Below are 22,212 nucleotides of genomic sequence, written 5' to 3'. Positions count from 1 at the left end.
CCTCCAACACCTAAAAACTTAAAAGTCATTGAATGTACCTGCGCGGAGTTTTCCGCCATTGCTCAAGGCAACACGCTAAAGTATTCCTATGCCCACTCTTCATCTCCTCTCCACGCCAGGCGACCGCGACATTCGTTGGGTGGTTGATGCGTGCAAGCCTCATTTGCAAGATAAAGATGAGCCGACGATTGCGTTCATGCCGCTGGCTTCGTTGAACGTGAATCGCTGGCTGGATTACACTGTCCGCTCATTTGAAAAACTTGCGCGCGTCGAGTTGATTGATACCGATCGGATGGAACTGCCGAAGATGGAATCCATCCTCCGCAAGGCGCATGTGGTTTACATTTCGGGCGGCAACACGTTTTTGTTGAATCATCGCCTGCACATCAGCGGATTGATGCCGTATCTTCGTAAAAAAGTTCAATCGGGGTTGCCCGTTGTTGGATTCAGCGCGGGGATGATCGTGTGCGGACCGAACATCCTCACATCCAAAGATATGAACTCTGTAGAGACGGATCATTTCGATGGTTTGAACGCCTCACTGTTCAATTTTGTTGCGCATTACGATGCAGATGCCTATGGACAATCTCCTATGCATGATGACTGGCTTTCGGAGTATCATTCATTTCACGACAATCCCGTGATCATGCTCAGCGACGGCGCGTATGTGAAAGTGGATGGGAAGAAGACGACCCTTGTCCGCGGCGGGGCGTGGGTGTTGAGAAAAGATGAAGAGAAGATAAAAGTTGACGAGGGCGAATCAATCGTCCCGTAGAAAGAGGCGAGCATGACCGACGAGCAATTCATCCCCGGTAATAAATCCGAATTGATGTCTGAGATCGAGCGCGAGTGGAAATCCCTCATGGAGGTGGTGGAAAAACTCCAAAAGGCGAATAAATTGACAACGCCGGACGCGGGCGGGTGGAGTCCGAAAGATAATCTGGCGCATCTGACCGAGTGGATGAACATCCTGATGGGTTATCACATGGATAAACGTCCGGCGCACGAAGTTATGCGCGTGGAGCCTGAGGTGGTGCGAGGCTGGGATATGGATGTGATCAACCCTGTGTTGTTTGAAAGAAACCGCAACCGTTCGTTAGATGACGTGTTGGATGAATTGCGGCGCGTGTATGCGGAGTTGGCGAGGAAGTTGGATACCCTGCCGTTCGAAGAGTTGATGAAGCCTCGCCGCGCGGACGACCCTGAGAAACGACCTTTGCTGTTGTGGGTGTTGGGCGATTCGGCGGAACATTTTGCGGAACACCGCGCGACGATCGAGAAGATGTTGTAGTTTGCAGTTGGTGCTATACTGTTGAAAATCTTGCACAGGAGGAGTTAGCCATGAGTCTCGATGGTTTTACGATCGTGTTGGGTGTGCTGGGCGCGTATTTCGCGATCCTGCTTGTTCTCTCAGTGAGCGTGGAAACATTGCTCGAGCCATTCACGTGGTTTCGCGGGTTGCGCAAGCAAGCCAGCCCCGATGATGTGTTGAAATCGGTGCAGGAGTGGTTGCCGGAAGGTTCTGACGATGCCAAGAAGGTGATCGCGATCCAGACTTTCACTTCACAGACCAAGACGAATCTGCAAGAGTTGGATAGGACGGTAGACGCGCTGCGCGAGGATGCCGTGAAAGCGCTCACAGAAATGGGGCTGGAGGCTCAGGTTGACACGGTGCAAAAGGACATCGCCTTGAAACTTGCAACCCTGCGGCAGAAATATGCCAGCACGGAAAAGAGCCGCATCACGTGGCTGCGCGTGCTTTCCGCGGTGATCGGCGTTATTATTGCGTACGTTATGCAGATCAACACATTCCAACTTCTTGGCGTGCTTTTCCCGAATGATGTGATTGCCAGCCTGGATACGCCGATCGGTCATTTCGGCGGGATAATCGCCACGGGTCTCGCCGCCAGCGCGGGCAGTTCGTTCTGGCACGATATGCTGGGGCGTGTGCGAAACCTCAAAAATCTTACAGAGCAAGCCGGAAAGGTTATCGGCGGCGGCGACGGTGGCGGTGGCGGTGGCGGTGGAAGCGGCGGTAGCGGGACTGCTCCGGTTGGATAAAAGATCGTCAATAAACAAAATGACTGTCACTTTCAAAGTGACAGTCATTTTTTATTTGCTGGATGAAAATCCCGCTCCACGATTTTCCTTATTCGTCATCACCGCCCGCGCCGAGATCGGGGACAGCCTTCTCGATCTCTTCGGGACTTTGACCTGATTCAAGCCTGTCAACCACTTCGTCAAATTCGGCGGGCAGGTCTTCGCCCATTTCCTTTCCCATCTTTCGCATCATGCGCCCCATGGCTTTGGGGTCGTCTTCGAGCCCCTCGAATCCGCTGAAATCGTCCGCCATCGAGTCCATGCGGCTGTCGTCCGATTTCGCAATGCGGACCTTCGTCATGCGGCGGCGCACGTCTTTGCTGTTGCAGTGAGCGCAGGTCACCGGCTTTTTGCCGTATTCGGCAAACGACATGAACACGTCGAAGCGTTGGTTGCAGGTGTTGCAGACAAAATCGTAGGTGGGCATGCCGCTATTTTATACGGAATCAGCCAAAGGTGTGGGGAGATGCGATTATTTTTTCCTTGCCACAGAGATCACAGAGACAGCAGAGAAAGAGAAGAAATCTCAACAATCTCTGGGCGCTCTGTGGCTAAGGTGATGATGCCCCTCTGGTAAAATTCCTCCATGTCCGAATTCGATTTTCAATCTCCACAACCACTCCTCATTGTGATCTCGGGCCCCTCGGGCGCGGGCAAAGATACGGTGATGCAGCGTATGCAAGAGCGCGGATTGCCGTTTCATTTTGTGGTCACTGCCACCACGAGACACAAACGCACCGGCGAATTGCACGGGCGCGACTATCTGTTCGTGTCGAACGATGAGTTCGCGCGCATGATCACCGAGGATGAGTTGATTGAACATGCCATCGTTTATGGCGATTACAAGGGCATCCCAAAACAGCAGGTGCGCGAGGCGCTTGCCAGCGGTAAGGATGTCATCATGCGGCTTGATGTGCAGGGCGCGGAAACGGTGCGCAAAATGGCGCCCGAAGCGTTGATGATCTTTATCACCACGCAGAATGAAGATGAGCTTGTCCATCGCCTCGAAACGCGCAAGACTGAAACCGCCGATTCGCTCGCCATTCGCATTGCCACGGCGCGCAAAGAACTCAATCGTCTGGAAGCGTTCGATTACGTGATCGTCAACCGTGATTTTCAACTGGACAAAACGGTGGATACCATCCGCGCCATCATCGACGCGGAACACCATCGCGTCAAACCCCGAAAGGTGACATTGTGAATCAGGAAACGCCTCTTCGTCCCATTGAACCTGCTCCCGCTCCCCAAATGGTTCGCATCGCCCTGCCCCAGTCCGCGCCGTATGTCACGTATGCCCTGATCGGCGTGACGGTGTTCGTGTACTTGCTCCAACTGGCGAGTCAGGCTTTTCTGAACTTCGATTTCCCCGTCGGCATGTTGGCAAAATCCAACGACTTGATCCGCGATGGTCAACTCTGGCGGTTGTTCACGCCTGCGCTCGTGCACGGAGGGTTCGCGCACATCGGCTTTAACATGTATGCCCTGTTCATCTTCGGCGTCGGGCTGGAACGCGCCTTCGGACATGGGCGCTTCTTTCTGCTGTATGTGCTCGGCGCGTTTGCGGGGAATGTGATGTCGTTCCTTTTCACAACCGGGGTGTCGGTCGGCGCGTCTACCGCGATCTTCGGGTTGATCGGCGCAGAGTTGGTGTTTCTTATCCAGAATCGAAAAATATTCTCGCATCAATTCCGAAGCGCGATCGGCAATGTGATCTTTATCATTTTTGTCAATTTATTTATGGGTCTCGCCCCCAGCATCGACAATTGGGGCCACATTGGCGGACTCTTTGGCGGCGTGATGTTCGCCTCGTTCGCCGGTCCGTTATGGGATGTGGAAGGGATTCCGCCCATGCTGCAATTGGTAGACCAACGCGAGTCGCGCAGTGTGTTCACCGGCGCGATCGTGACCACGGTCATCTTCGGCGCGTTGGCGGTATGGGGGCTTCTTCGGTAATTTTCTTAAGTACACGGATACTTCGACACTCCTTTCAGTCGCAGTACAAGTTTGACGGATGACACGGTCAACCACGGATTTTGAAATGGTTTTCTCCGTGAAATCTGTGTTATCCGTGTCCGAAAAAGACTCAAGAAACGCTCTCTAAGCCGGGAGGTCTGAATGGGGTCGGCGGTACAAACAACCGGGTGGGGAAATCTTAGCAACGATCTACAGGTAGGCTGGCTAGATTAAGAATCAAAAAGACACGAGAGTTTCCTCGTGTCTTTTTGTGATCTACTTTACTGCGCGCCGATCTCGTTGAGTATGGCTTCCAGAGTGACCTGAAATTCACTGAACGGTTGAGCGCCGTTCACCACGCTGGATTTTGTCTCACCGTTGACGGTGTACGTGACCACGAAATATGGCGTGCCCTGCAAACCTGCCGCGGTGGCGTCAGTCTGATCTTGCCGGACGCGGTCCTTGTATTGTCCGCTGTCGAAACATTCTTGATATTGATTGACATCCAGCCCAGCCACAGCGGCGATCTCCGAAAGCCGGCGCGGGAAGAACGACCCCTGGTTTTCCACATCGCGGTTATTTTGGAACAACGCGTCGTGCATTTGCCAGAACTTGCCCTGGTCGGCGGCGCAGTAGGCGGCTTCCGCGGCGTCCTCCGATTCGGTATTGCCTCCGCCGCCACCCTGGCTGACAAAGTTCCCCGCCGAACGATAGGTGAAAAACACCTTGCCGGTATCAATGTAATATTGTTCGAGAAGCGGTTCCACTTCCAAATAATGACGTTTGCAGAACGGGCATTGGAAATCGGAATATTCGGTGATTTGGATCTTTGCATTCGGGTCGCCCATGGAATTACCGTCTGCCATGTAACGTTCATGGGATTCAACGGCTACCACATCCGCAATCGGCGCCAGGATGGGCCTAAGAATGGCATAGAGAAAAAATGCCGCGATGAGGGTGATGATGCCGCCAACGACCAGGCGGTTGCGCGCGCTTTGTTTGTTCATTTGCTCGCGTCGCAGTTGGCGTTTGCTTTTCTTATCGGCGTTCATGAAAACTCCTTGAGGAATATGATTTCGGCGCAGATTTTCCCATGTGCGCCGGGATTTGTCTAGGAACAGGTGAGTAGACGCTTATTTACCGGCGGCGATCTTGAATTCGCACGCGCGATGTCCCTGCGCCTTGCAGGCGCTCTCTTCTATATCGTAACTTGCGCCGGTTGCCCAATATAAACTCTCGCGGATCAACCCTTGTGTAATAAAGCAAATAGGCGCCGCCTCGCGTTGCCCATCCGCGGCGGGAGAGGCATGGTCCACGAGGAGCAAGTCGAGGTCGAGGCTGTGAACCGTCATATCGCCCGACGCGCCGGCGATGAATTTGGCGAGCAGTTCCAACGTCTGTTTACGACGCGCCGCCAACGGAAGCCGCTTGATCACCGCCGCCTGGGCTTTTCCGCCGAGCGCGGCATCTTCCAGCAGGTGATTCCACAAGCGCGCGCCGACTCGCAACAACACGCCGCGCGCGCCGCGTCCGAAGTGAGAGCGCATCGCCGCTTGGAGTTGCGCGTACGCCCGCGCCGATTCGACCCCGCTCATCTTGTTGAACGTATCTGGCTTCGTCCACTCGACGGGCAGTTTTGCCAGCGTCACCATCACGCGGAACTGATCCGCGCCTAATTCGAGCGCCACAGTTTCTGTAAAACGCCGCAGAATACGGTTTGAAAATTTCAATTCACTCACGAGCCGCTCCCACTTCGAACCGGCAATACGGGTCGCCTTTTGCGCAACAATGAGTTTCGACGATCTCAAACTCTTTGCCCGTTGCCCACTGCACGGCTTCGCCAATGGAACCGGCGTAAAGGTGACAGATTGGCGCCTCGCTATGACGCCCCTGGCAGATCGCGCAGGTAGATTCCGTATATGCAATTCGCCCGCCGCTGTCGTCCAGCGAGGCGTCTACCTGCGGGTTGCTCTTTCTGAGCGCGCTAGCCATGCTGTTCAAAATAAATTTGATCCGTTGTTTTTCCGGGAGTAATTTCAACGCCACACCGGCGAGACCCAGCAACGCGGCTTGCTCGCGCACCGCATATTGAAACGACGCCTTGCCGATGCGCCGTAACATACCGCGCCCGCCGCGCCCATAGAATTGCTCGATGGCTTCATTGAGTTTTGCGTACTGCGATGCTTGAATGGCTGGCTCTAAATTATCCGGTGGAAAATTGCCGATGAAACGTTCCAACCCGCTCGAGCGCAGCACCGCGTTCAACCCATTCTCGCCCATCACCTCCTGCGCCGAGGCGAGCGCCTGCCTCACCAGCGCGTTGACGATCATCGAATCGATTCGTTCTGCCATGATGCCTCCATCGAGTTCACATCGAACACATACACCGGATATTGCTCGCCCGTGCGGGTGAAGCCCAGTTTTTTATACAACGCCAGCGACGAACCGTTGTCGCTTTGCGTGTTCACGCTGAGTTTGCCGATCCCATGATCGAGGAGCCTCGTCAACAGATCGCCGACCAGAAACCTGCCGATGCCGTGTCCCTGCGCGGCGGGAGTCACTGCCAAACGCGCGAGATGCGCGCGTTGCCTTTCTCCTGTAGTGATCTGATACCCAATGATCCCCCGATCGCCCTCGGCAATCGAGGCGAACAACGCCTTGGAAAAAGCGGCGCGTAAGGTGTCGATCGGGTTATGCCATAACACTCCGAATGCGGAGAGGTCTATTTTTTCAATGCAAGGCAAGTCAGCCTCGGTCATCTTTCGGATTTGAACCCCCGCCGCTTCTTTCCGCGCCCACGGCTGATACGCCCACTCGAGCATCACAATCCCCTGACGCGTTTCGAATCCGCTGTGGGCGAGGAGTTGTTCGAACCAGGGTTGCATGACGATGGCGGCGACAGCGCCTCCGCCGGTGTGCGCCACGGTCTTGCGCGCCTCATGCCACAATAACGACCAGGCGTTATCGGCGCTCCAACTGCCGTTATGCGCAAAAAAACGGATCCAATGCGCGCCGGGCGCTTCCGGCGGGCAAGCCAGCGCGGCGTCGATCCTACCTCTGTCGTCGAGCGCCCAATAAAACGGACCTCCCAGCCAATCGAGGGGCGAACGCCAATCCAGGTGACGGTGCAGGCGAGTCTCGTGAAAGATCAGGTTGGAGAGTTGTCTGTGGTCGTTTGAATCCGCTGGGCGCACGAGAGTGTTGATCACGGACATCCTTTGCGATGCGAAAACATTCCAAATGTCTTGTCGTTGCGCGTGTTTTCGTTACTTGATAAACCCAGTTCTTTGGAGGAAGCGCATGATCCGTTGGGCAAAGGTGGGGTTTTCGACCAGCCGCAGTGAATCGTACACATCCATTTGCGTGCTGTGCACATGCCCGAATTTCAGGTGAATGTTCGCCGATGCTTTTCGCGCGATCGAGTGCATATCGCCTTCGCCCGCCTGTTCGAATAGCGCGGAGGCGCGGTCATATTCCGTCAGCGCTTCCTGCCACTGTTTGAGTCCTTCCAACGCCGCGGCGCGGTTGGCGATGGCGATGCCCTGTCGTTTTAAATCGCCGGCATCGGCGAAAATTTCTTCCGTGCCCTCAGTCGCTTTCAGCGCATCGTTGGCTTTGCCCCCCTGTAGGAGCGCCACGCTTTGATTATTCTTCGCCTCCGCCGCATTGAGCCGATCGTTCGCGCTTTCGTACGCCTGCGCGGCTTGGGCAAACAATTTTGCCGCGGCGAGGTAAGCCCCCTTTTCGTATTCTTTCTTTCCCTGTTCGTTTAATGAGGAAGCAGTAATGTCGTTCACAGTGTTTAGAGGGTGATATCGAGAATATCCTCGGCAACCGAACGCAATTTATCGCGCGACATGTTGCTGAGTTTCATCGCCAGTTCGATGTACGGGCGGTTGACCGGCATGGAGACGAACTGGCGCAGTTCTTCCGGGAGTTCGAGGAAGGTCTGGATCGCCTCCTCGTTCATCATCCATTGCCCGATGGGTCCACTGCGGTCGAAGAACGATTCGACCCGCCCATGCAGGGCTTGGAGTAATACTTCGAGTTCGGGCAACGGGATGGGGCGTTCGCCCAACTCGTAGGCTTTGATGCGCGCGCTGGAGATCCCCGTTTCTTGCGCAAGCGTTCGAATGGATATGGAAGTGTTGTTTCGTTCCTGCCGGAGGAGCGCGCCAATTTTCCGCTGGCGAACAGCCAGAAGTTTGGAAAGATCGATCTTTTCGTGCGGAGCCGCAACTTCCGAACGAATCTCCTTCCCCCAAAAGTGATGGATGGGCAAATCCAAAAAGAAAACGAGCGCTTCCAGTTCCGGTAAAGAAGGCGATTTTCGCCCGTCTTCATACGCGCGGAACGCGCCGGCTTTTACGCCGATGGCTTGCGCGCATTCCGGAATCGAGCGGCGCGCGGCAAGCCGCGCGTCGCGCATCAACACGCCGATTTTTTTCGTACGAATCGTGATCTGGGTTTTGCTATCCATGGCTCCTCAACTGTACTGCCACGATTATAGCAGAGGTATGCGCCGATTTACCGCCGTTGGTTTCGCCCGGGAGTACCGGGCATGAAGATTTCGGCGCCGAGTTTGAAGCCAGCCACCTCGAGGCGCGGGGAAAAGATCGGACGAATGCCGGTGGGTTTGAGCTCGCCGATGATTTTATTATCGGGTCCCATGCCGGTTTGTTCGAACTTGAAAATATCGGTCAGCACGACAGTATCGCCTTCCATGCCAACCACTTCGGTGATCGCGGTCACTTTGCGCGCTCCGTCTTTCAAACGCGTTTGTTGAATGATCAGATCCACTGCCGAGGAGATCTGCTGGCGCACCACTTTCAGCGGCAGGTCCATGCCAGCCATCAACACGAGCGTTTCGATGCGCGAGATCGCGTCGCGCGGCGAATTGGCGTGGACGGTGGTCAGCGAGCCGTCGTGACCTGTGTTCATGGCTTGCAACATATCCAGCGCCTCTCCCGCGCGCACTTCGCCCACCACAATGCGGTCGGGCCTCATGCGGAGCGAATTGCGCACAAGGTCGCGGATGGTAACCGCGCCTTTGCCGTCGGTGTCGGCTGTTTTCGTTTCCATGCGCATGACGTGATCCTGCTGGAGTTGCAGTTCCGCCGCGTCTTCGATGGTGATGATGCGCTCCCCTTCCGGGATGTAACTGGAAAGCACATTGAGGAGCGTGGTCTTACCGGAGCCTGTGCCGCCGGAGATGACCACATTGAGCCGCGCGACAACACAGGCGCGGATGAATTCTGCCATATGCGACGTGAGCGACTCAAAATTGATCAATTGTTGGATGGTGAGTTTGTCTTTTTTGAATTTGCGGATGGTGATGGAGGGTCCGTCGATGGCAACCGGTGGAATGACGGCATTGACGCGCGAACCGTCCGGCAGGCGGGCATCCACAGTAGGGCTGTCTGCGTCTACGCGGCGGCCCAACGGCAGGACAATGCGGTCGATGATCCGCAGAACGTGATTGTCATCGTCGAACGCCACCGGGCTTTTGGCTAATTTGCCGTTCTTTTCCACGAACACTTTTTTCGGTCCGTTGACCATGACCTCGCTGATATCCGGGTCGTCGAGCAGCGGCTGGATCGGTCCCAATCCGCTCAGTTCGTCGATGATATCGTTGAAGATTTGCGCGCGCAGGTCTTTGGGCAGGTTCACTCTGGTTTGAACATATGCCTCGCTTAACCGCGAAGAAATGAATTCTGCGCGATTGCTGTCCATCAGCGATTCGCCTTCCAACGAACGGCTGACCGCATCGACCAGATAGCGTTTGAACTTGAGCAGGTCGGAGGAGGTAAGTTGCGTAAAGTTTGTCGCGATGGGCGTTGCCATTATGCCTCTCCCTCTTCGACAGGTTCGGGAAGCACCCAAATGATATGTTCGCGTTTCACCGCCAGGAAAGGCGTTTTGTACATGACGGTTCCATCTTCGTTGAGCACAGTCGCATCGGTGAGCGCGATGAAGCCCTCGCCGCGGTTGAGTTCATCCTTGATGCGTTCCTCGCGCCGGACATGAACCATGCCTCGGATCTGGTGCTTGACGGTTTGGATGGTCGCGCGAACAGGAATTTTCGTAACGACCTCGGTAAAGATCTTTCCTTTTTCATCGTATTGTGTAAGCATGTTCCCTCGCTGGTTATTTTCTCTTTCGAGAATAAACAGCGACAACCTGCTGGTTGTCGCTGTAGGGTGGGCGCAAAACCTGCGCCTCAAAGTGTAGCCGAAGTATGCGGGAACGCGCCTTGCACCTTCTTTGCCGGGAGTTAACTATCTTGTTAGTAAATCTTTTGCGAAAGCCATGTTCGATTCGGTAACTTTTGAGAGATGCTCTTTGTCTTTATGGCTGATGAACAAGAGGCAAGAAAATGGGTTATTCCTCGATGGGAGGCATCAGATACCCAAGCCCGGAACGCGTCACGATATGTTTGGGGCTGTGCGCGTCATCCTCGAGTTTTTGCCTCAAGCGGGCGATGCTCACCCAGAGGATTTCTTTATCAGAGCGGTATTCGGGTCCCCACACACTGGTCAGCAATTCTTCCGAGGTCATGATCTTGCCCACATGATGGGCAAATTGAAGGAGGAGCCGGTATTCTGTGGCGGAAAGTGAAACGGGCGATTCGCCCCTCCATACTTCGGCGCGGGCAAAATCGATCTTCAAGTTGTCATGCGTAAAGAAGCGGGACTGTCCAGCCTCGCTGGGCGGCTGGGCGCGCCGTAACACCGCGCGCACGCGAGCCAGCAATTCGGTGGCGGAAAATGGTTTGACGAGGTAATCGTCGGCGCCGAGATCAAGCCCGCGCACGCGGTCTTGTTCATCGCCTTTGGCGGTCAGAATGATGATGGGAACGCTGGAGAATTCGCGGATGCGCTGTGTGGCGCCGAAACCGTCTAGCTTGGGCATCATCACATCCATCAACACAAGATCCACCGGCTGGTCTGAAAAAACGCTGACCGCTTGCAGTCCATCCTGGGCTGTGACGACTTCGTAGCCTTCCGTTCTCAGGTTTGCCTCCAGCAGGCGCAAATATCGAGGCTCGTCGTCTACGATCAAAATTCGTTTTGCCATTACAGACCTCCTGTCAATTCGCCGGGTTGATGGGTAGTTGGATGAAGAACGTGGCGCCCTCGCCGGGGGCAGATTCTGCCCAAATCTTACCACGATGTGCTTGAATAATCTGCTTGCAAATGTAAAGTCCAAGTCCGGAACCGGTCACGGTCTTCTCACTGCGCGCGCGGAAAAAACGCTCGAAGATGAGCGGAAGCGATTCGGGCGGGATGCCGGGCCCGCCATCCTTGAAGAGCACCGTAGCGGTATCGTTATTGAACGAGAGTGAAATGGTAATGGGCGCGCCGGCCGCATACTTGATGGCGTTGGTGAACAGGTTCTCGAATACCTGCGCGATACGCACGCCGTCGCCTTGAATGGGAGGCACAAGCGCCACATCCATATTCACTTGCAGGTCTTTGTAGCGCGAGCGGATGCGCATGACCACATCGCGCAGAACGGCGTCGAGCCGCATAGGCTGAAAGCGGAGAGGAAGAGTCTTGCTTTGCAACCGCGCCGATTCGAGCACATTTTCGATCAACAAGGAGAGGCGATCAGCCTCCTCGTCGATGATGGTGAGAAATTCCTTTTGGGTTTCCGCATCCCAGTTCGTATCCTGCCGGAGCAGGCTGGTGCTGTAACCTTTGATGAAGCCCAGCGGCGTGCGCAGTTCGTGCGAGATGGTGCTGACGAAATCATCCTGCAGTTGCATCTGACGTTTCAACTCGCGCAGTTCGCTGTTCGTATCGCGCCATTCGGCGCGCTCGAATAATATAGTCAACAGGTCGGCGGCGGCGGATGCGATTTGAATGTGCTCGTCTACGTAGACGGGGCCGCCAAAGCGCACAAAGACCAGCGCGCCCTTCCGGAACCCATCCGCGCCGATGGGTATGCCGAGCATGTAAGCCTGATCTAAACGGTTGTTGGTGGGGGCGTCCGGTTTCGGATCTTGCTTGAGCGTTTCTTTCTGCGCGAATACCTGGTTGGCGAAGGTTTCACCCCATGCCGCGTCCGCTTCGGCGTTGCGAGCGCGTCCGATGGCGCGCGCATACATAATTTCGAGCGAAGCGGTCCGTTCGTCGAAGAGGTAGACCGCCACGTTGTCGAACACAAATTGCGACCGTAAAGAAGCCAGAAATTTTTCGATGGTGCCGCGCGAATTACCCGCCAATGCGGCGATGCGGATGAGTTCGTTCAGAAAGTCCAGGGTTGGACGATCCATTTTATTTTACAACCGCCAGCAGGGGGAATCGGAACGATGAACCGCGCCCCTCGAGGGACTGGACTTCGATCATCGAGCCATGCGCTTCAATGATCTCGCGCACGAGCGAAAGACCCAGCCCGGTGCCGCCGTGGTGCCGCGTGGAGGAACCATCCAACTGATGAAATGGCTCGAAGATATCCTTTTGCCGTTCTGTCGGAATCCCAATGCCCGTATCGGTGACGGAGACGACAACCAGGTTCTCGCCTTCGCGCTTGACGCTCACGATCACGCGTCCACCCGACGGGGTGAACTTGATCCCGTTATCGATCAAGTGATTCAACACCCAGGCGATCTTTTGCGAATCGGCTTGCACGGCAGGCGCATTGTCGTCGATCATCGAATTCAGGGTAACGCCGCGTTTTTCGGCTTTTTCCGCGGCCGATTTCACCACCAAACTCGCCACACGGTGGATATCCACAACGCCAAGACTGATACTCATTTCGCCGCGCGAGGCAAGCGAGACCATGATGAGGTCTTCGATCAGCGTTTCAAGCCTGCCTGCCGAATTTTGGCTGACCTGCAAAGCGTGACGCTGCTCCTCGCTGATTTTGCCAAGCGATTCGCTGACGAGTAATTCGAGATATCCTTTGATGTGCGTGAGCGGCGTGCGCAGTTCGTGTGAAATGTTCGAAACAAAATTCGATTTCAACTGACTCAGTTCCGAAACCCGCGCCAGCGCGTTTTGCAGTTCGGCGGTGCGTTCTTCCACGCGGCGCTCGAGTGTGCGGTTGGCGGCTTGCAGAGCGGAGCGCAGTTGGATGATCTGTTCCGTCACCGCCTGATCGAGTTGCGAGCGCTCGACCAAATTCAACGCCACGAGCGCCTCGCCCAAGATGGGGCGGTTCCCCTTTGCCACTTCTTCCTGTTGATAATCGAGCGCGCGTTGCAGGTTTTCAGGGGTGATGAGTCCCTTTTGAATCAAATATTCTCCCATGCGAGGCACAAGCATTTCGGGCGTGAGTTGAGGTTGGTCTGCCATGATAGGTTCCATGTTTCAAGTACCAGGTTCCAGGTTTTAAAGCATGAAACGTGAAACTTGAAACCTTCACTTACAACGAAGAGTATACCCATTCTCCGCCGACCATTGTAGCCGAGGATTCCAGCGCGAGCAGTTCAGTTGGATTGCAAGTAAACGGGTCTATGTCGAGGACGATGAGATCGGCGAGGAAGCCGGGCGCAAGTTTGCCGAGGCGGTCTTCCATGTGGGCGGCGTAGGCGGCGCCGAGGGTGTAGCCCGCGAACGCCTGAGGCGTGGACAATTTTTGTTCCGGGTACCAGCCCTCCACAGAGGGAGAACCGTCGGCGCGACGGCGGGTGACAGCGGCGCGCAATCCCCAAAACGGATTCGGCGATTCGACCGGCGCGTCGGACCCCAGCGCGAGCGTCGCGCCGAAGTCGAGTTGGGTTTTCCAAGCGTAGGCAAGTCTCGCCCGCTCGCCCCAGAATTGATCCGCCATCAGCATGTCGGAGGTCGCGTGGATCGGTTGCATGGATGCGATCACGTTGAGTTTGCCGAGGCGCGGCGCGTCGTCGGGATGGATCACCTGCACGTGTTCGATGCGATGACGATGTGCGGGCAGATGATTTTCTTTTTCATAGTTGCGGAGTTGCTCGTACGCGTTCAGCGCTTCGTGATTGGCGCGGTCGCCGATGGCGTGGACCGTGAGACCCAGCCCAACTTGCGCGGCTTTGCGCCCATGCTCGAAGAGTTCTTCGCCGTCCATGTTGAGGATGCCGCGATTGGATTCTTCGCCGCTGTATGGCTGGAACATCGCCGCCGTGTGCGGACCGAGCGCGCCGTCCATGAATACTTTGACGTTGCCAATGCGGAGCATATCATCGCCGAATCCGCCACGCAGACCGATGGCGTGAATTTCGTCGAGCAGTTCGACGGGCAGATTTTTCAACACGCGCAGTTTCAATTTCTTTTCCGCGTGAAGCGTTTGCAATGCCATGAACGATTCGCGGCGGTCAAAATCGTGGACGCCGGTGAGTCCCATCCTCCATAAATTGTGTTGCGCCTTTTCGATGGCATCTGTAATTTCTTGGATCGTCGGTTCGGGAATGACTTTTCCAACAAGTCCCATCGCGGTTTCAAGCAGGATGCCGGTCGCGTTGCCGCTTGCATCGCGTTGGATTTGTCCGTTGTGCGGGTCAGGTGTCGACGCGGTGATATTTGCCAGTTGCATGGCTTTTGTGTTGACCCACGCGGCGTGAAGCGATTTGACTGTGAGATACACCGGGTTATTCGGCGCGATGGCATCCAGTTCGCTTGCGTGGGGTAGCCACCCCACTCGTTTTGATTCCAGCCGTGACCGAGAATCCATTCGCCGGGTTTGGCTTTGTTCGCGCGTTCTGCCACGCGGCGCAGGCATTCCTCTTTGGTGCCCACTTCGCAATCGATCTTTTGCAACGTGAGCGAATATTGATGCAAATGCAGATGCGCGTCGGTCAGCCCGGGGACGATGACGCGCCCGCGCATGTCTTGCCCTTTAGCGCGGGGGAAGTGGTTGAACAGATAATTCGTTTCACCCACCGCGATGATTCGGTCGCGGTCAATTACGAGGGCGGAGGCTTTCGGTTGTGATTTGTCTTGCGTGTGGATGATGGCGTTATGGAGGAGGATCATTTTTTTCCTGAAAAAACCTGACAGGTCTCATCATGTCACTGCCTGTCAAAACTTTTGCGCGGACAATGACCATCTTTCCTCAGCCTAACGCGGAGACCTGTCAGGTTTATACATGTTACGTCAATTTTTCCAACAGTGAATCCAATTCCTCGTCGGAATAATAATAGATCGTCACTGTGCCGCCGCGTTTGCCGTGTTTGAGAGCGACCTTCGTGCCGAGGCTGGACTGCAATTTCTTTTCCACGTCGTTCACGTTCGGGCTTCGACCTGATTTCTTTTTCACGACGGGTCGTTGCCCTGAAAGTTTTCGCGCCAACATTTCAGTTGACCGCACGCTCAGATCGAGATTGAAAATCTGATTTAGCAAGTGTTCCTGCGCTTTGGCGGATAACGACAACATCGCGCGCGCGTGCCCCTCGGAGATTCTCCCGTCTACGAGCGCTTGCTTCACCGCCGCCGACGCGTCAAGCAGACGAATCGTGTTGGTCACCGCGACCCGGCTTTTTCCCACACGTGAGGCGATGATCTCATGCGACATCTTGAATTCTTTGGCAAGGTTCTGATATGCCTCCGCCTCTTCGATCGGATTCAAGTCCGCCCGTTGGACGTTTTCGATGAGCGCGAGTTCGAGCAATTGCTGATCCGTCGCCGAGCGGATGACGACCGGCACCGTTTTCAATCCGGCTTTGCGCGAGGCTTGCAAACGCCGCTCACCGGCGATCAACGTGTACATACCGCCGCGTCCCGGCGAGACGATGAGAGGCTGGATCACTCCATGCTCGCGGATGGACGCGGCGAGATTCTCCAACTCCGCCGTGTCGAATTTTTCGCGCGGCTGACGCGGGTTGCGCTGGATCGAATCAATGGAGACTTGCGTGACTCCGCCCGCCTCGCCGCCCGTGGATACTTTTCCGCCGGGGATGAGCGCGTCGAGTCCTTTGCCGAGACCGGTACGTTTTGCCATGCCTTACTCCTTTTTCTTTTCCACTACAAAGGCTTGCACTGAGCCTGTCGAAGTGACACGAAGGACACAAAGTTTTTAAGACGCCAAACCTTTGTGACCGTTGTGTCCTTCGTGTTTAATTTGCCTTTATTCCGTCGCCTTTCAACAATTCTTTCGCCAATGACTCATACGCCCCCGCGCCAACGGATGACGGCGCGTATGCCGAAATGGGAAGTCCATACGATGGCGCTTCGGCGAGGCGGATACTGCGCGGTACTACGCTCTTGAAGACCTGTCCCGGAAAATGGTTGTTGACTTCCTTCACCACATCGGAAGCGAGATTGGTGCGCGAGTCGAACATTGTCAGGATCACGCCGCGCACGCGCAATTTGGGGAAGAGCGAGGATTGGACTCGCTCGATGGTCTGCGTGATCTGACCGAGTCCCTCCAGCGCGAGGTATTCGCATTGAACGGGAATCAACACGCCGTCCTTCGCCGCGACCAACCCGTTGACGGTGAGCAGTCCCAGCGAGGGAGGGCAGTCGATCAGGATGTAATCGTATTTATCTTTGAATGAGTCGAGCGCGTCCCTCAAACGAAATTCCCTGCCGTCTTCTTCGACCAACTCCACTTCCGCGCCCGCGAGGGATGGCGAAGACGGCAACAGCGAAAGTTGAAGCCGCTCGTTGAAGAGGATCGAAGAGGCAGGCACATCGCTCGAAAGCAACGCGTCGTAGGTGCTGATGGATACGTTGTTCTTATCCACGCCGAGGCTGGAGGTGGCGTTGGCTTGCGGATCAATATCCACGATGAGGACGCGCTGGTCGAGTTTCGCAAGATATGCGCCGAGATTGATGGCGGTGGTGGTCTTGCCCACTCCGCCTTTTTGGTTGACGATGGTGTAGATGCGGGTCATGGCGATTTTTGATTTCCGATTGACGATTTTCCTGCGGCGAACATGGCTGGCGATCTGAAAACGGTCATACGATCTTCGCCGCGCCGCCGGGGCGGGCGACAAGGATATTTTGCACTCCATCGATCTCGCGCAATTTTTTCTCGATGCCTTGCGCTTCCGATTCCAGCGTGAGCACGTGCACGTTCGCGCCGGCGTCCATGGTGTAGCAGGCGGGGAGTCCGTCCGCCCGCCACATGCGAACAGCCTCCATTACGGCGAGCGATGCGGGTTTCCAATACTGGAGCGCCGGCGTGGATGTCATCATCACGGCGTGCATCATATCCGAATCTAATTCGACGATGGCGGCGAACGCGTTGAAATCCTTAGCGAGGATCGCCTGGCGGCACTTCTCAAGCCGACGCGGCGCGTCAAGCACACGGGCGGTCTGAAGCGGGCTTGTGGGGGCAATCGCATGCCCTTCGGTGGAGCCCGTTTTTTTATGCGCCGCGCTGACGATGGCTACAAGGTCTACAAGTTCCCAGTGATTTGGCGGCGCAATCGAGAACGCGAACGACTCTTCATCGCTTACGCCAGCCTGCCACTCGACGAATCCGCCGGGGATGGAGCGTGAAGCCGAGCCGGATCCCCGTCGCGCAAGACGCGAGAGTTCGCGTTCGCCGAGGTTGAGTCCTGCGGCGGCGCTTCCCGCCAATGCCAGCGCGGCAAACGCCGAAGCGGAGGATGCGATGCCAGCGCCGGATGGAAAGTTGTTTTCGGTCACCGCTTCGGCGCGGGCGTTGATCTGCGCTTTTTCTCGAATCAGGTCTAAAATTTCTGAAACCCGTTTCAAGCCTGCGCCCATGACTTCGTGGCCGTTGATGATCAGTTCATCGAATGGGAGCGAGGGCTGAAAACTGACCGTGGTGCGCGTTGTCAAGCCATCGAGGTTCATCGAGATCGACCCGTTCATAGGGATACGCAGGGCGTTATCGCGATTCCCCCAATATTTGATAAAGGCGATATTGGGGTGACTGACGGCGGTGGCATTCATGTTGGCGTTGTCCACATGGAAGACTCGATATTCCCCGTGATTGTACAACATTCTGAAGCGCTTGCCGCTTTTATTTTCCCGTGGGGGCGTCCAATTGGGAAGGTAACAACCATTCTTTGCCACCGAGAAGGAAGAGTTCGTTGAGAAAAAATGGCTCTACCGTTTTTAACGGGACTTCTTTTCTCAAACACAAAGGACACGACGGTCACAAAGGAAGAGCAAGAAGAATCCAATCTCTTTTTTTCCTTTCCGGCGCTCCCGCGTTATCCCAAACCCCCATGAAACGATCCTCGCAACATGCGGATGTGATCCTTGCTTATGATCATGAAACGCCTCGGCTCAACCATGCCGCCCCAGAGCGCGGGGGAATGATAAAGAAACCTCGCTCAAAACCGATTGACGATTCGCGCGCGGGTGTCTTCGATATGCCTGCGCATGGCGGCTTGCGCCCCGGCTCTATCACGGTTCTTCAAATGCAGGATGATCTCATCGTGTTGGCTGGAGTCGGCAATATACGGGTCGATGGATAGCGCGCGCTCGAGATCGTCGATCAGGCTTTGGACGAGGCGGGCGAGGCGATTGTTGCCTGTCGCCTGGGCAATGATCAGGTGAAACTCACGGTTAAGTTGATAAGCCTGCGCGCGCAAGGACGCGTCCACTTTTTGTTTGGCGAGCGCGCTTTCCTGTTTGTTATTGTCTATCAATTTGTCGATATTGGCTTCTGAAATGCGCTCCGAAGCGATGCCGATGGCTTCCACTTCCACCATGGTGCGCAGGGAAAAGATTTCGAGCATATCCTCCAGGGTCAGCCGGGTCACGACGTACCCAACGCGCGGCAACGCCTCTACAAAACCTTCATGCACAAGCATGATCAACGCCTCGCGGGTGGGGGTCTTTCCAATATTGAATTCCAGCGCCAGATCCGCTTCGTTCAAGACCGTGCCTGCCGTTAATTCGCTCGAAATGATCTTGCGTTTCAACTGTTCGTAGATGAAGGATTTCTTGGTGCCTGCTTTGCCCATGCTCGTTTTCCTGTGCGTTTTCATCCATTCGGCTTTATCGGAAATAAGACAAAATCCTTAGAGAGCGCTTCTTAAGTTTTTTTGGACACGGATCACACGGATGTCACGGAGAAAACCATTTTAAAATCCGTGTTTGACCGTGTAATCCGTCAACTTCGTGTACTTACGAAACAGTGTCTTAGTTGGGCGCTGACCGCGAAGCGAGCAGAAAACGCGGATTTTTTCTCTCTTTGCATCAGCGTTCATCTGCGTCCTGAAAATTATTTCCGACAGGGTCTATTATACAGAATGTTTGGTAGAACGTTCCATGAATAGAGTGGGGTGATCGCATTTGTTTTTTTGTTTCAGGACTTACGCAGTTGGCGGGCAGTTCGATTTGCCAAGCAAATCGTGCCGCCGCCGCAGTGCAACTACGGCGCAAGAGGTTCAACTGCGTAAGTTCTATGTTTGCTACTCCTCGCGAATTCATGCTACTCCTTCTCGGAAGAATTTGCGCAGATTGGCGAAACGTAGCGGATACGCAGACAAACGACCGTGTTTCGAACCTCGAGATTTTCAGGACTTACGCAGTTGGCGGGCAGTTGTACTGCCGCCGCCGCAGTGCAACTACGGCGCAACAGGTTCAACTGCGTAAGTCCTATTCTAATGCGACTGCCCTAATGAACAGATTGACATTTGCCTGATAGTCATTATAATATGTTATAAACATGTTATAACGGGACTTTTTACTTGTCAACTCTCTTAGGCGAAAGGAGGCGCATCGGTTTACAGATCATGAAACATTGCGAACCAGCGTGTTACTCTATCAATTAAAGGAGAAAAGATATGACGGAGAAAATGAAGGTTTATATCAGCCGCAGAGAGTTTCTCAAACTGGCGTCTCTCGGCGCATTGGGAACGGCGCTTGCCGCCTGCGGACCGCGCATCACCTTGACGCCTGAAGATACGGGAAGCGAACCCCAGCCTACCGATGAACTCGCTCCGGCCAACCCCGATGCCGTGCAATGGTGGGTAGGCTGGGGCGAACTGGTTCCCATCTTTGCCTCGTTCAAGGAAATGGCGAAGTACAAAGAATTACTCGGGTCGACCGATGTCGAGATGAAACCCAGTGTTGCGAATGAGGCGCTCTTCACCGCCCTTGCGGCTGGCTCTCCTCCCGATGCCGCTTCCCAACGTGCCGTACCCCGACCTGTTCACCCGCGACGTCTGCGTTGACGTGAGCGATTGGGTCAGCCAGAGCTCCATCGTCAAAAAGGAAGACTACATCAGCGGCAACTGGGATGCCGGCTTCTATAACGGCAAACAATACGGCGTTCCCACGCTGGAATGTTTCGTCCGCTTCGGCATGGACTACAACGCCAAAATGGTGGAAGAAGCGGGCTTGGATCCAGATGCTCCCCCTGTTACATGGGATGAGGCGCTCGAATGGCATCGCAAGTTGACCAAGTTCGATTCCGCTGGCAACCTGTTGACCATCGGTCTCGACCCCTATGATGCGGAAGGCGGCGGTTTTGGCGACGGATTCTTTGCCGCCCGCTCCTGGGGTTTCAAGTGGTTCGATCCCGCCACTGGCACATTCGACCTTGCCAACGACGGTATGGCGGAAGCCTTTGACGTGATGGGCGAGTTCTATCGCATCGTCGGTCCCGACCAGATGGCGGGTATGCGCTCTGTCGCCGCGAACGAAACCTGGGGCGGATCGTTCAATGCCGAAGTGCAAGCCATGATCATCGAAGGCTATTGGCACCCTGGCGAGACTCAGGCGCAAATGCCCGAAGTGGCGAAAAATAACCGCGCCACCTGGGTTCCCGTCCCTGAGAGCCGGCGCGGCGCGAAAGTGCAAGGCACAGGCGGTCACTTCAACGTCTTCTTCAAAGACGCGAAGAAATCCGAAGAAGCGTTCAAGTTCGCCGAGTTCCTCAACTCGGATGAAGTCTGCGAAAAGATGTTCAAGGATTTGGGCTGGCTTCCCGCCTACAAACCTTTCCTTGCCAAAGCCGACCCGAACGCCTATCCTGGCTTGAAGTTCTACTTCGACTCCGTCAACGAAGCGACCGAGATCGAGAACGCGATCGCCTGCCCGATCCAATCGTTTGTGGAAACCGCTTATGGCGAACTGCGCGAAGCGGTCTACCGCGACACGATGACGGGCGCCGACGCCGCCGCGGAATTCCAGAAGCGTTGCGACACCGAATACAAGAACGCCGGCTTCAAATAAATCTGTTCATGCAAGGGGTTTCTGTGGAAGCCCCTTGCATGTATTATTAATAGGACTTACACAGTTGAACCTGTTGCGCCATAGTTGCGCTGCGGCGGCGGCACGATTTGCTTGGCAAATCGAACTGCCCGCCAGTTGCGTAAGTCCTGATTAAAGGGATAGACCGCCATGAATCTCCCCTTTCTGAAAACCCGCAGTCAACGCGATACCCTGCTTGGAGTTCTATTTGTTTCACCCTGGTTGATCGGCTTTCTGCTCTGGACGCTGTATCCGCTGATCGCCTCGTTGTATTACAGTTTTACGCGCTACGATCTTCTGCGCCCCGCCGTGTGGATCGGGCCTGGAAATTACATCGAACTTTTCACCGAAGACGCCACCTTTATCAAAGTGATCGGCAACACGCTATATTATGTCTTGCTCAGCGCGCCGCTGGGAGTGATTTCAGCGTTCCTCATGGCTTCCCTGCTGAATACAAAAATCGCGGCGCGACCGTTCTTCCGCGCCATCTTTTTCTTCCCCGCCATTGTGCCGACGATTGTGGTAGCGATGGTTTGGCAGTTTTTGTTGAACACGCAATTCGGCTTGGTCAACGCGCTCATGCAGGGATTGGGACTGCCCGTCATTCCCTTCCTTTCCAGCCCCGATTTGGCGAAACCGTCGCTCATTATGATTTACATGTGGGCGCAGGGCAACGCCATCATCATCTTTTTGGCGACCTTGCAGGATGTGCCGCGTAGCCTGTACGAGGCCGCCGAGCTGGACGGCGCGAATATCTTCCACAAGTTCTGGCATATCACCATCCCGATGTGCACGCCCGTGATCCTGTTCAACCTCATCATGGGCTTCATTGACGGCTTCCAGTCTTTCACGCTCCCCTGGTTAATCACGGGCGGCGGACCGAGCAAGTCCACTGAGTTGTACGGCTTGTACCTCTATCGCAACGCCTTTGAATACCTGCGCATGGGCAAAGCCGCCGCGCTGGCGTGGATGTTGTTCATTGTGATCGTGATCTTTACCTTTATCCTGTTCCGAACATCCGCCCGCTGGGTGTACTACGGTAGCGAGAAATAGGAGGATGCCA

Annotated in this window: 26 protein-coding genes; 9 read left to right on the top strand and 17 right to left on the bottom strand. The window is 55.2% G+C overall.

What is annotated here, in order from left to right; translation table 11 throughout:
- Positions 1–88: 88 nt before the first annotated feature.
- Genes IPM31_05025 through IPM31_05015 form a run of 3 tightly spaced genes read left to right on the top strand, consistent with a single transcriptional unit; the run spans position 89 to position 2,061 of the window.
- Positions 89–775 carry a Type 1 glutamine amidotransferase-like domain-containing protein gene (locus IPM31_05025; GenBank protein MBK9006338.1) on the top strand — a complete coding sequence of 229 codons (687 nt, stop codon included), beginning with the start codon at positions 89–91 and terminating at the stop codon, positions 773–775.
- Positions 776–787: 12 nt separating this feature from the next.
- Positions 788–1,291: a ClbS/DfsB family four-helix bundle protein gene (locus IPM31_05020; protein ID MBK9006337.1), complete on the top strand. Its 504-nt coding sequence runs from the start codon at positions 788–790 to the stop codon at positions 1,289–1,291.
- A 50-nt stretch (positions 1,292–1,341) separates the two neighbouring features.
- The gene (locus IPM31_05015) at positions 1,342–2,061 is read left to right on the top strand and encodes a hypothetical protein (protein ID MBK9006336.1); all 720 of its coding nucleotides are present in this window, start codon (positions 1,342–1,344) and stop codon (positions 2,059–2,061) included.
- 88 nt (positions 2,062–2,149) lie between these two features.
- Here the strand turns inward: IPM31_05015 and IPM31_05010 are convergent, their stop codons facing one another.
- Positions 2,150–2,527, bottom strand: a complete 378-nt coding sequence (locus IPM31_05010; GenBank protein MBK9006335.1) for a zinc ribbon domain-containing protein — start codon at positions 2,525–2,527, stop codon at positions 2,150–2,152.
- A 159-nt stretch (positions 2,528–2,686) separates the two neighbouring features.
- Here IPM31_05010 and IPM31_05005 point away from each other — a divergent pair, with 159 nt between their 5' ends.
- Positions 2,687–3,301: a guanylate kinase gene (locus IPM31_05005; GenBank protein ID MBK9006334.1), complete on the top strand. Its 615-nt coding sequence runs from the start codon at positions 2,687–2,689 to the stop codon at positions 3,299–3,301.
- The gene (locus IPM31_05000; protein ID MBK9006333.1) at positions 3,298–4,053 is read left to right on the top strand and encodes a rhomboid family intramembrane serine protease; all 756 of its coding nucleotides are present in this window, start codon (positions 3,298–3,300) and stop codon (positions 4,051–4,053) included. Before IPM31_05005 ends, IPM31_05000 begins: the two co-directional genes overlap by 4 nt.
- A gap of 281 nt (positions 4,054–4,334) precedes the next feature.
- Here the strand turns inward: IPM31_05000 and IPM31_04995 are convergent, their stop codons facing one another.
- The 12 genes from IPM31_04995 to IPM31_04940 form a co-directional block, all read right to left on the bottom strand.
- Positions 4,335–5,105, bottom strand: coding sequence for a thioredoxin domain-containing protein (locus IPM31_04995; protein ID MBK9006332.1), 771 nt, complete (start codon positions 5,103–5,105; stop codon positions 4,335–4,337).
- 81 nt (positions 5,106–5,186) lie between these two features.
- The gene (locus tag IPM31_04990; protein MBK9006331.1) at positions 5,187–5,792 is read right to left on the bottom strand and encodes a hypothetical protein; all 606 of its coding nucleotides are present in this window, start codon (positions 5,790–5,792) and stop codon (positions 5,187–5,189) included.
- Positions 5,785–6,405, bottom strand: coding sequence for a hypothetical protein (locus tag IPM31_04985; GenBank protein MBK9006330.1), 621 nt, complete (start codon positions 6,403–6,405; stop codon positions 5,785–5,787). Before IPM31_04985 ends, IPM31_04990 begins: the two co-directional genes overlap by 8 nt.
- A complete protein-coding gene (locus IPM31_04980; protein MBK9006329.1) occupies positions 6,381–7,262 on the bottom strand; it encodes a GNAT family N-acetyltransferase in 882 nt (293 codons plus the stop codon). Before IPM31_04980 ends, IPM31_04985 begins: the two co-directional genes overlap by 25 nt.
- A gap of 57 nt (positions 7,263–7,319) precedes the next feature.
- The gene (locus IPM31_04975; GenBank protein ID MBK9006328.1) at positions 7,320–7,850 is read right to left on the bottom strand and encodes a hypothetical protein; all 531 of its coding nucleotides are present in this window, start codon (positions 7,848–7,850) and stop codon (positions 7,320–7,322) included.
- A gap of 5 nt (positions 7,851–7,855) precedes the next feature.
- Positions 7,856–8,533, bottom strand: a complete 678-nt coding sequence (locus IPM31_04970) for a transcriptional regulator (protein MBK9006327.1) — start codon at positions 8,531–8,533, stop codon at positions 7,856–7,858.
- 47 nt (positions 8,534–8,580) lie between these two features.
- Positions 8,581–9,897, bottom strand: coding sequence for a CpaF family protein (locus IPM31_04965; protein ID MBK9006326.1), 1,317 nt, complete (start codon positions 9,895–9,897; stop codon positions 8,581–8,583).
- Positions 9,897–10,187 carry a hypothetical protein gene (locus IPM31_04960; protein ID MBK9006325.1) on the bottom strand — a complete coding sequence of 97 codons (291 nt, stop codon included), beginning with the start codon at positions 10,185–10,187 and terminating at the stop codon, positions 9,897–9,899. Before IPM31_04960 ends, IPM31_04965 begins: the two co-directional genes overlap by 1 nt.
- A gap of 247 nt (positions 10,188–10,434) precedes the next feature.
- Positions 10,435–11,130, bottom strand: a complete 696-nt coding sequence (locus IPM31_04955) for a response regulator transcription factor (protein ID MBK9006324.1) — start codon at positions 11,128–11,130, stop codon at positions 10,435–10,437.
- A gap of 13 nt (positions 11,131–11,143) precedes the next feature.
- Entirely contained in the window at positions 11,144–12,331 is a 1,188-nt protein-coding gene (locus IPM31_04950) for a hypothetical protein (protein MBK9006323.1), read from the bottom strand.
- 1 nt (position 12,332) lies between these two features.
- On the bottom strand, positions 12,333–13,352 hold the full coding sequence (locus IPM31_04945) for a hypothetical protein (protein MBK9006322.1): 1,020 nt from the start codon (positions 13,350–13,352) through the stop codon (positions 12,333–12,335).
- A gap of 70 nt (positions 13,353–13,422) precedes the next feature.
- The gene (locus IPM31_04940; protein ID MBK9006321.1) at positions 13,423–14,613 is read right to left on the bottom strand and encodes an amidohydrolase; all 1,191 of its coding nucleotides are present in this window, start codon (positions 14,611–14,613) and stop codon (positions 13,423–13,425) included.
- Between the two features lie 71 nt (positions 14,614–14,684).
- On the opposite strand from IPM31_04940, the gene IPM31_04935 reads away from it, so the two are divergent.
- A complete protein-coding gene (locus IPM31_04935) occupies positions 14,685–14,960 on the top strand; it encodes a hypothetical protein (GenBank protein ID MBK9006320.1) in 276 nt (91 codons plus the stop codon).
- A gap of 157 nt (positions 14,961–15,117) precedes the next feature.
- On the opposite strand, the gene IPM31_04930 is transcribed toward IPM31_04935, so the two are convergent.
- The 4 genes from IPM31_04930 to IPM31_04915 all read right to left on the bottom strand — a co-directional run bounded on the left by IPM31_04930 (position 15,118) and on the right by IPM31_04915 (position 18,913).
- Positions 15,118–15,966: a ParB/RepB/Spo0J family partition protein gene (locus IPM31_04930; protein MBK9006319.1), complete on the bottom strand. Its 849-nt coding sequence runs from the start codon at positions 15,964–15,966 to the stop codon at positions 15,118–15,120.
- Between the two features lie 115 nt (positions 15,967–16,081).
- Entirely contained in the window at positions 16,082–16,861 is a 780-nt protein-coding gene (locus IPM31_04925; protein ID MBK9006318.1) for a ParA family protein, read from the bottom strand.
- Between the two features lie 64 nt (positions 16,862–16,925).
- A complete protein-coding gene (gene mvaD / locus IPM31_04920) occupies positions 16,926–17,942 on the bottom strand; it encodes a diphosphomevalonate decarboxylase (protein ID MBK9006317.1) in 1,017 nt (338 codons plus the stop codon).
- Positions 17,943–18,277: 335 nt separating this feature from the next.
- Positions 18,278–18,913 (bottom strand): GntR family transcriptional regulator, encoded by a 636-nt coding sequence (locus tag IPM31_04915; protein ID MBK9006316.1) that lies wholly within the window; start codon positions 18,911–18,913, stop codon positions 18,278–18,280.
- An 825-nt stretch (positions 18,914–19,738) separates the two neighbouring features.
- On the opposite strand from IPM31_04915, the gene IPM31_04910 reads away from it, so the two are divergent.
- The 3 genes from IPM31_04910 to IPM31_04900 all read left to right on the top strand — a co-directional run bounded on the left by IPM31_04910 (position 19,739) and on the right by IPM31_04900 (position 22,202).
- Positions 19,739–20,128, top strand: a complete 390-nt coding sequence (locus IPM31_04910; protein ID MBK9006315.1) for a twin-arginine translocation signal domain-containing protein — start codon at positions 19,739–19,741, stop codon at positions 20,126–20,128.
- Entirely contained in the window at positions 20,073–21,131 is a 1,059-nt protein-coding gene (locus IPM31_04905) for an extracellular solute-binding protein (protein MBK9006314.1), read from the top strand. The genes IPM31_04910 and IPM31_04905 overlap by 56 nt, the downstream gene beginning before the upstream one ends.
- Positions 21,132–21,299: 168 nt before the next feature.
- The gene (locus tag IPM31_04900; protein MBK9006313.1) at positions 21,300–22,202 is read left to right on the top strand and encodes a sugar ABC transporter permease; all 903 of its coding nucleotides are present in this window, start codon (positions 21,300–21,302) and stop codon (positions 22,200–22,202) included.
- The last annotated feature ends 10 nt before the right edge of the window (positions 22,203–22,212 follow it).

This window comes from Candidatus Defluviilinea gracilis (assembly GCA_016716235.1).
In the GTDB taxonomy this organism is placed as follows: Bacteria; Chloroflexota; Anaerolineae; order Anaerolineales; family Villigracilaceae; genus Defluviilinea; species Defluviilinea gracilis.
Note: the sequence above shows the minus strand (reverse complement) of the source record. Positions and strands in the feature narration are given on the sequence as shown.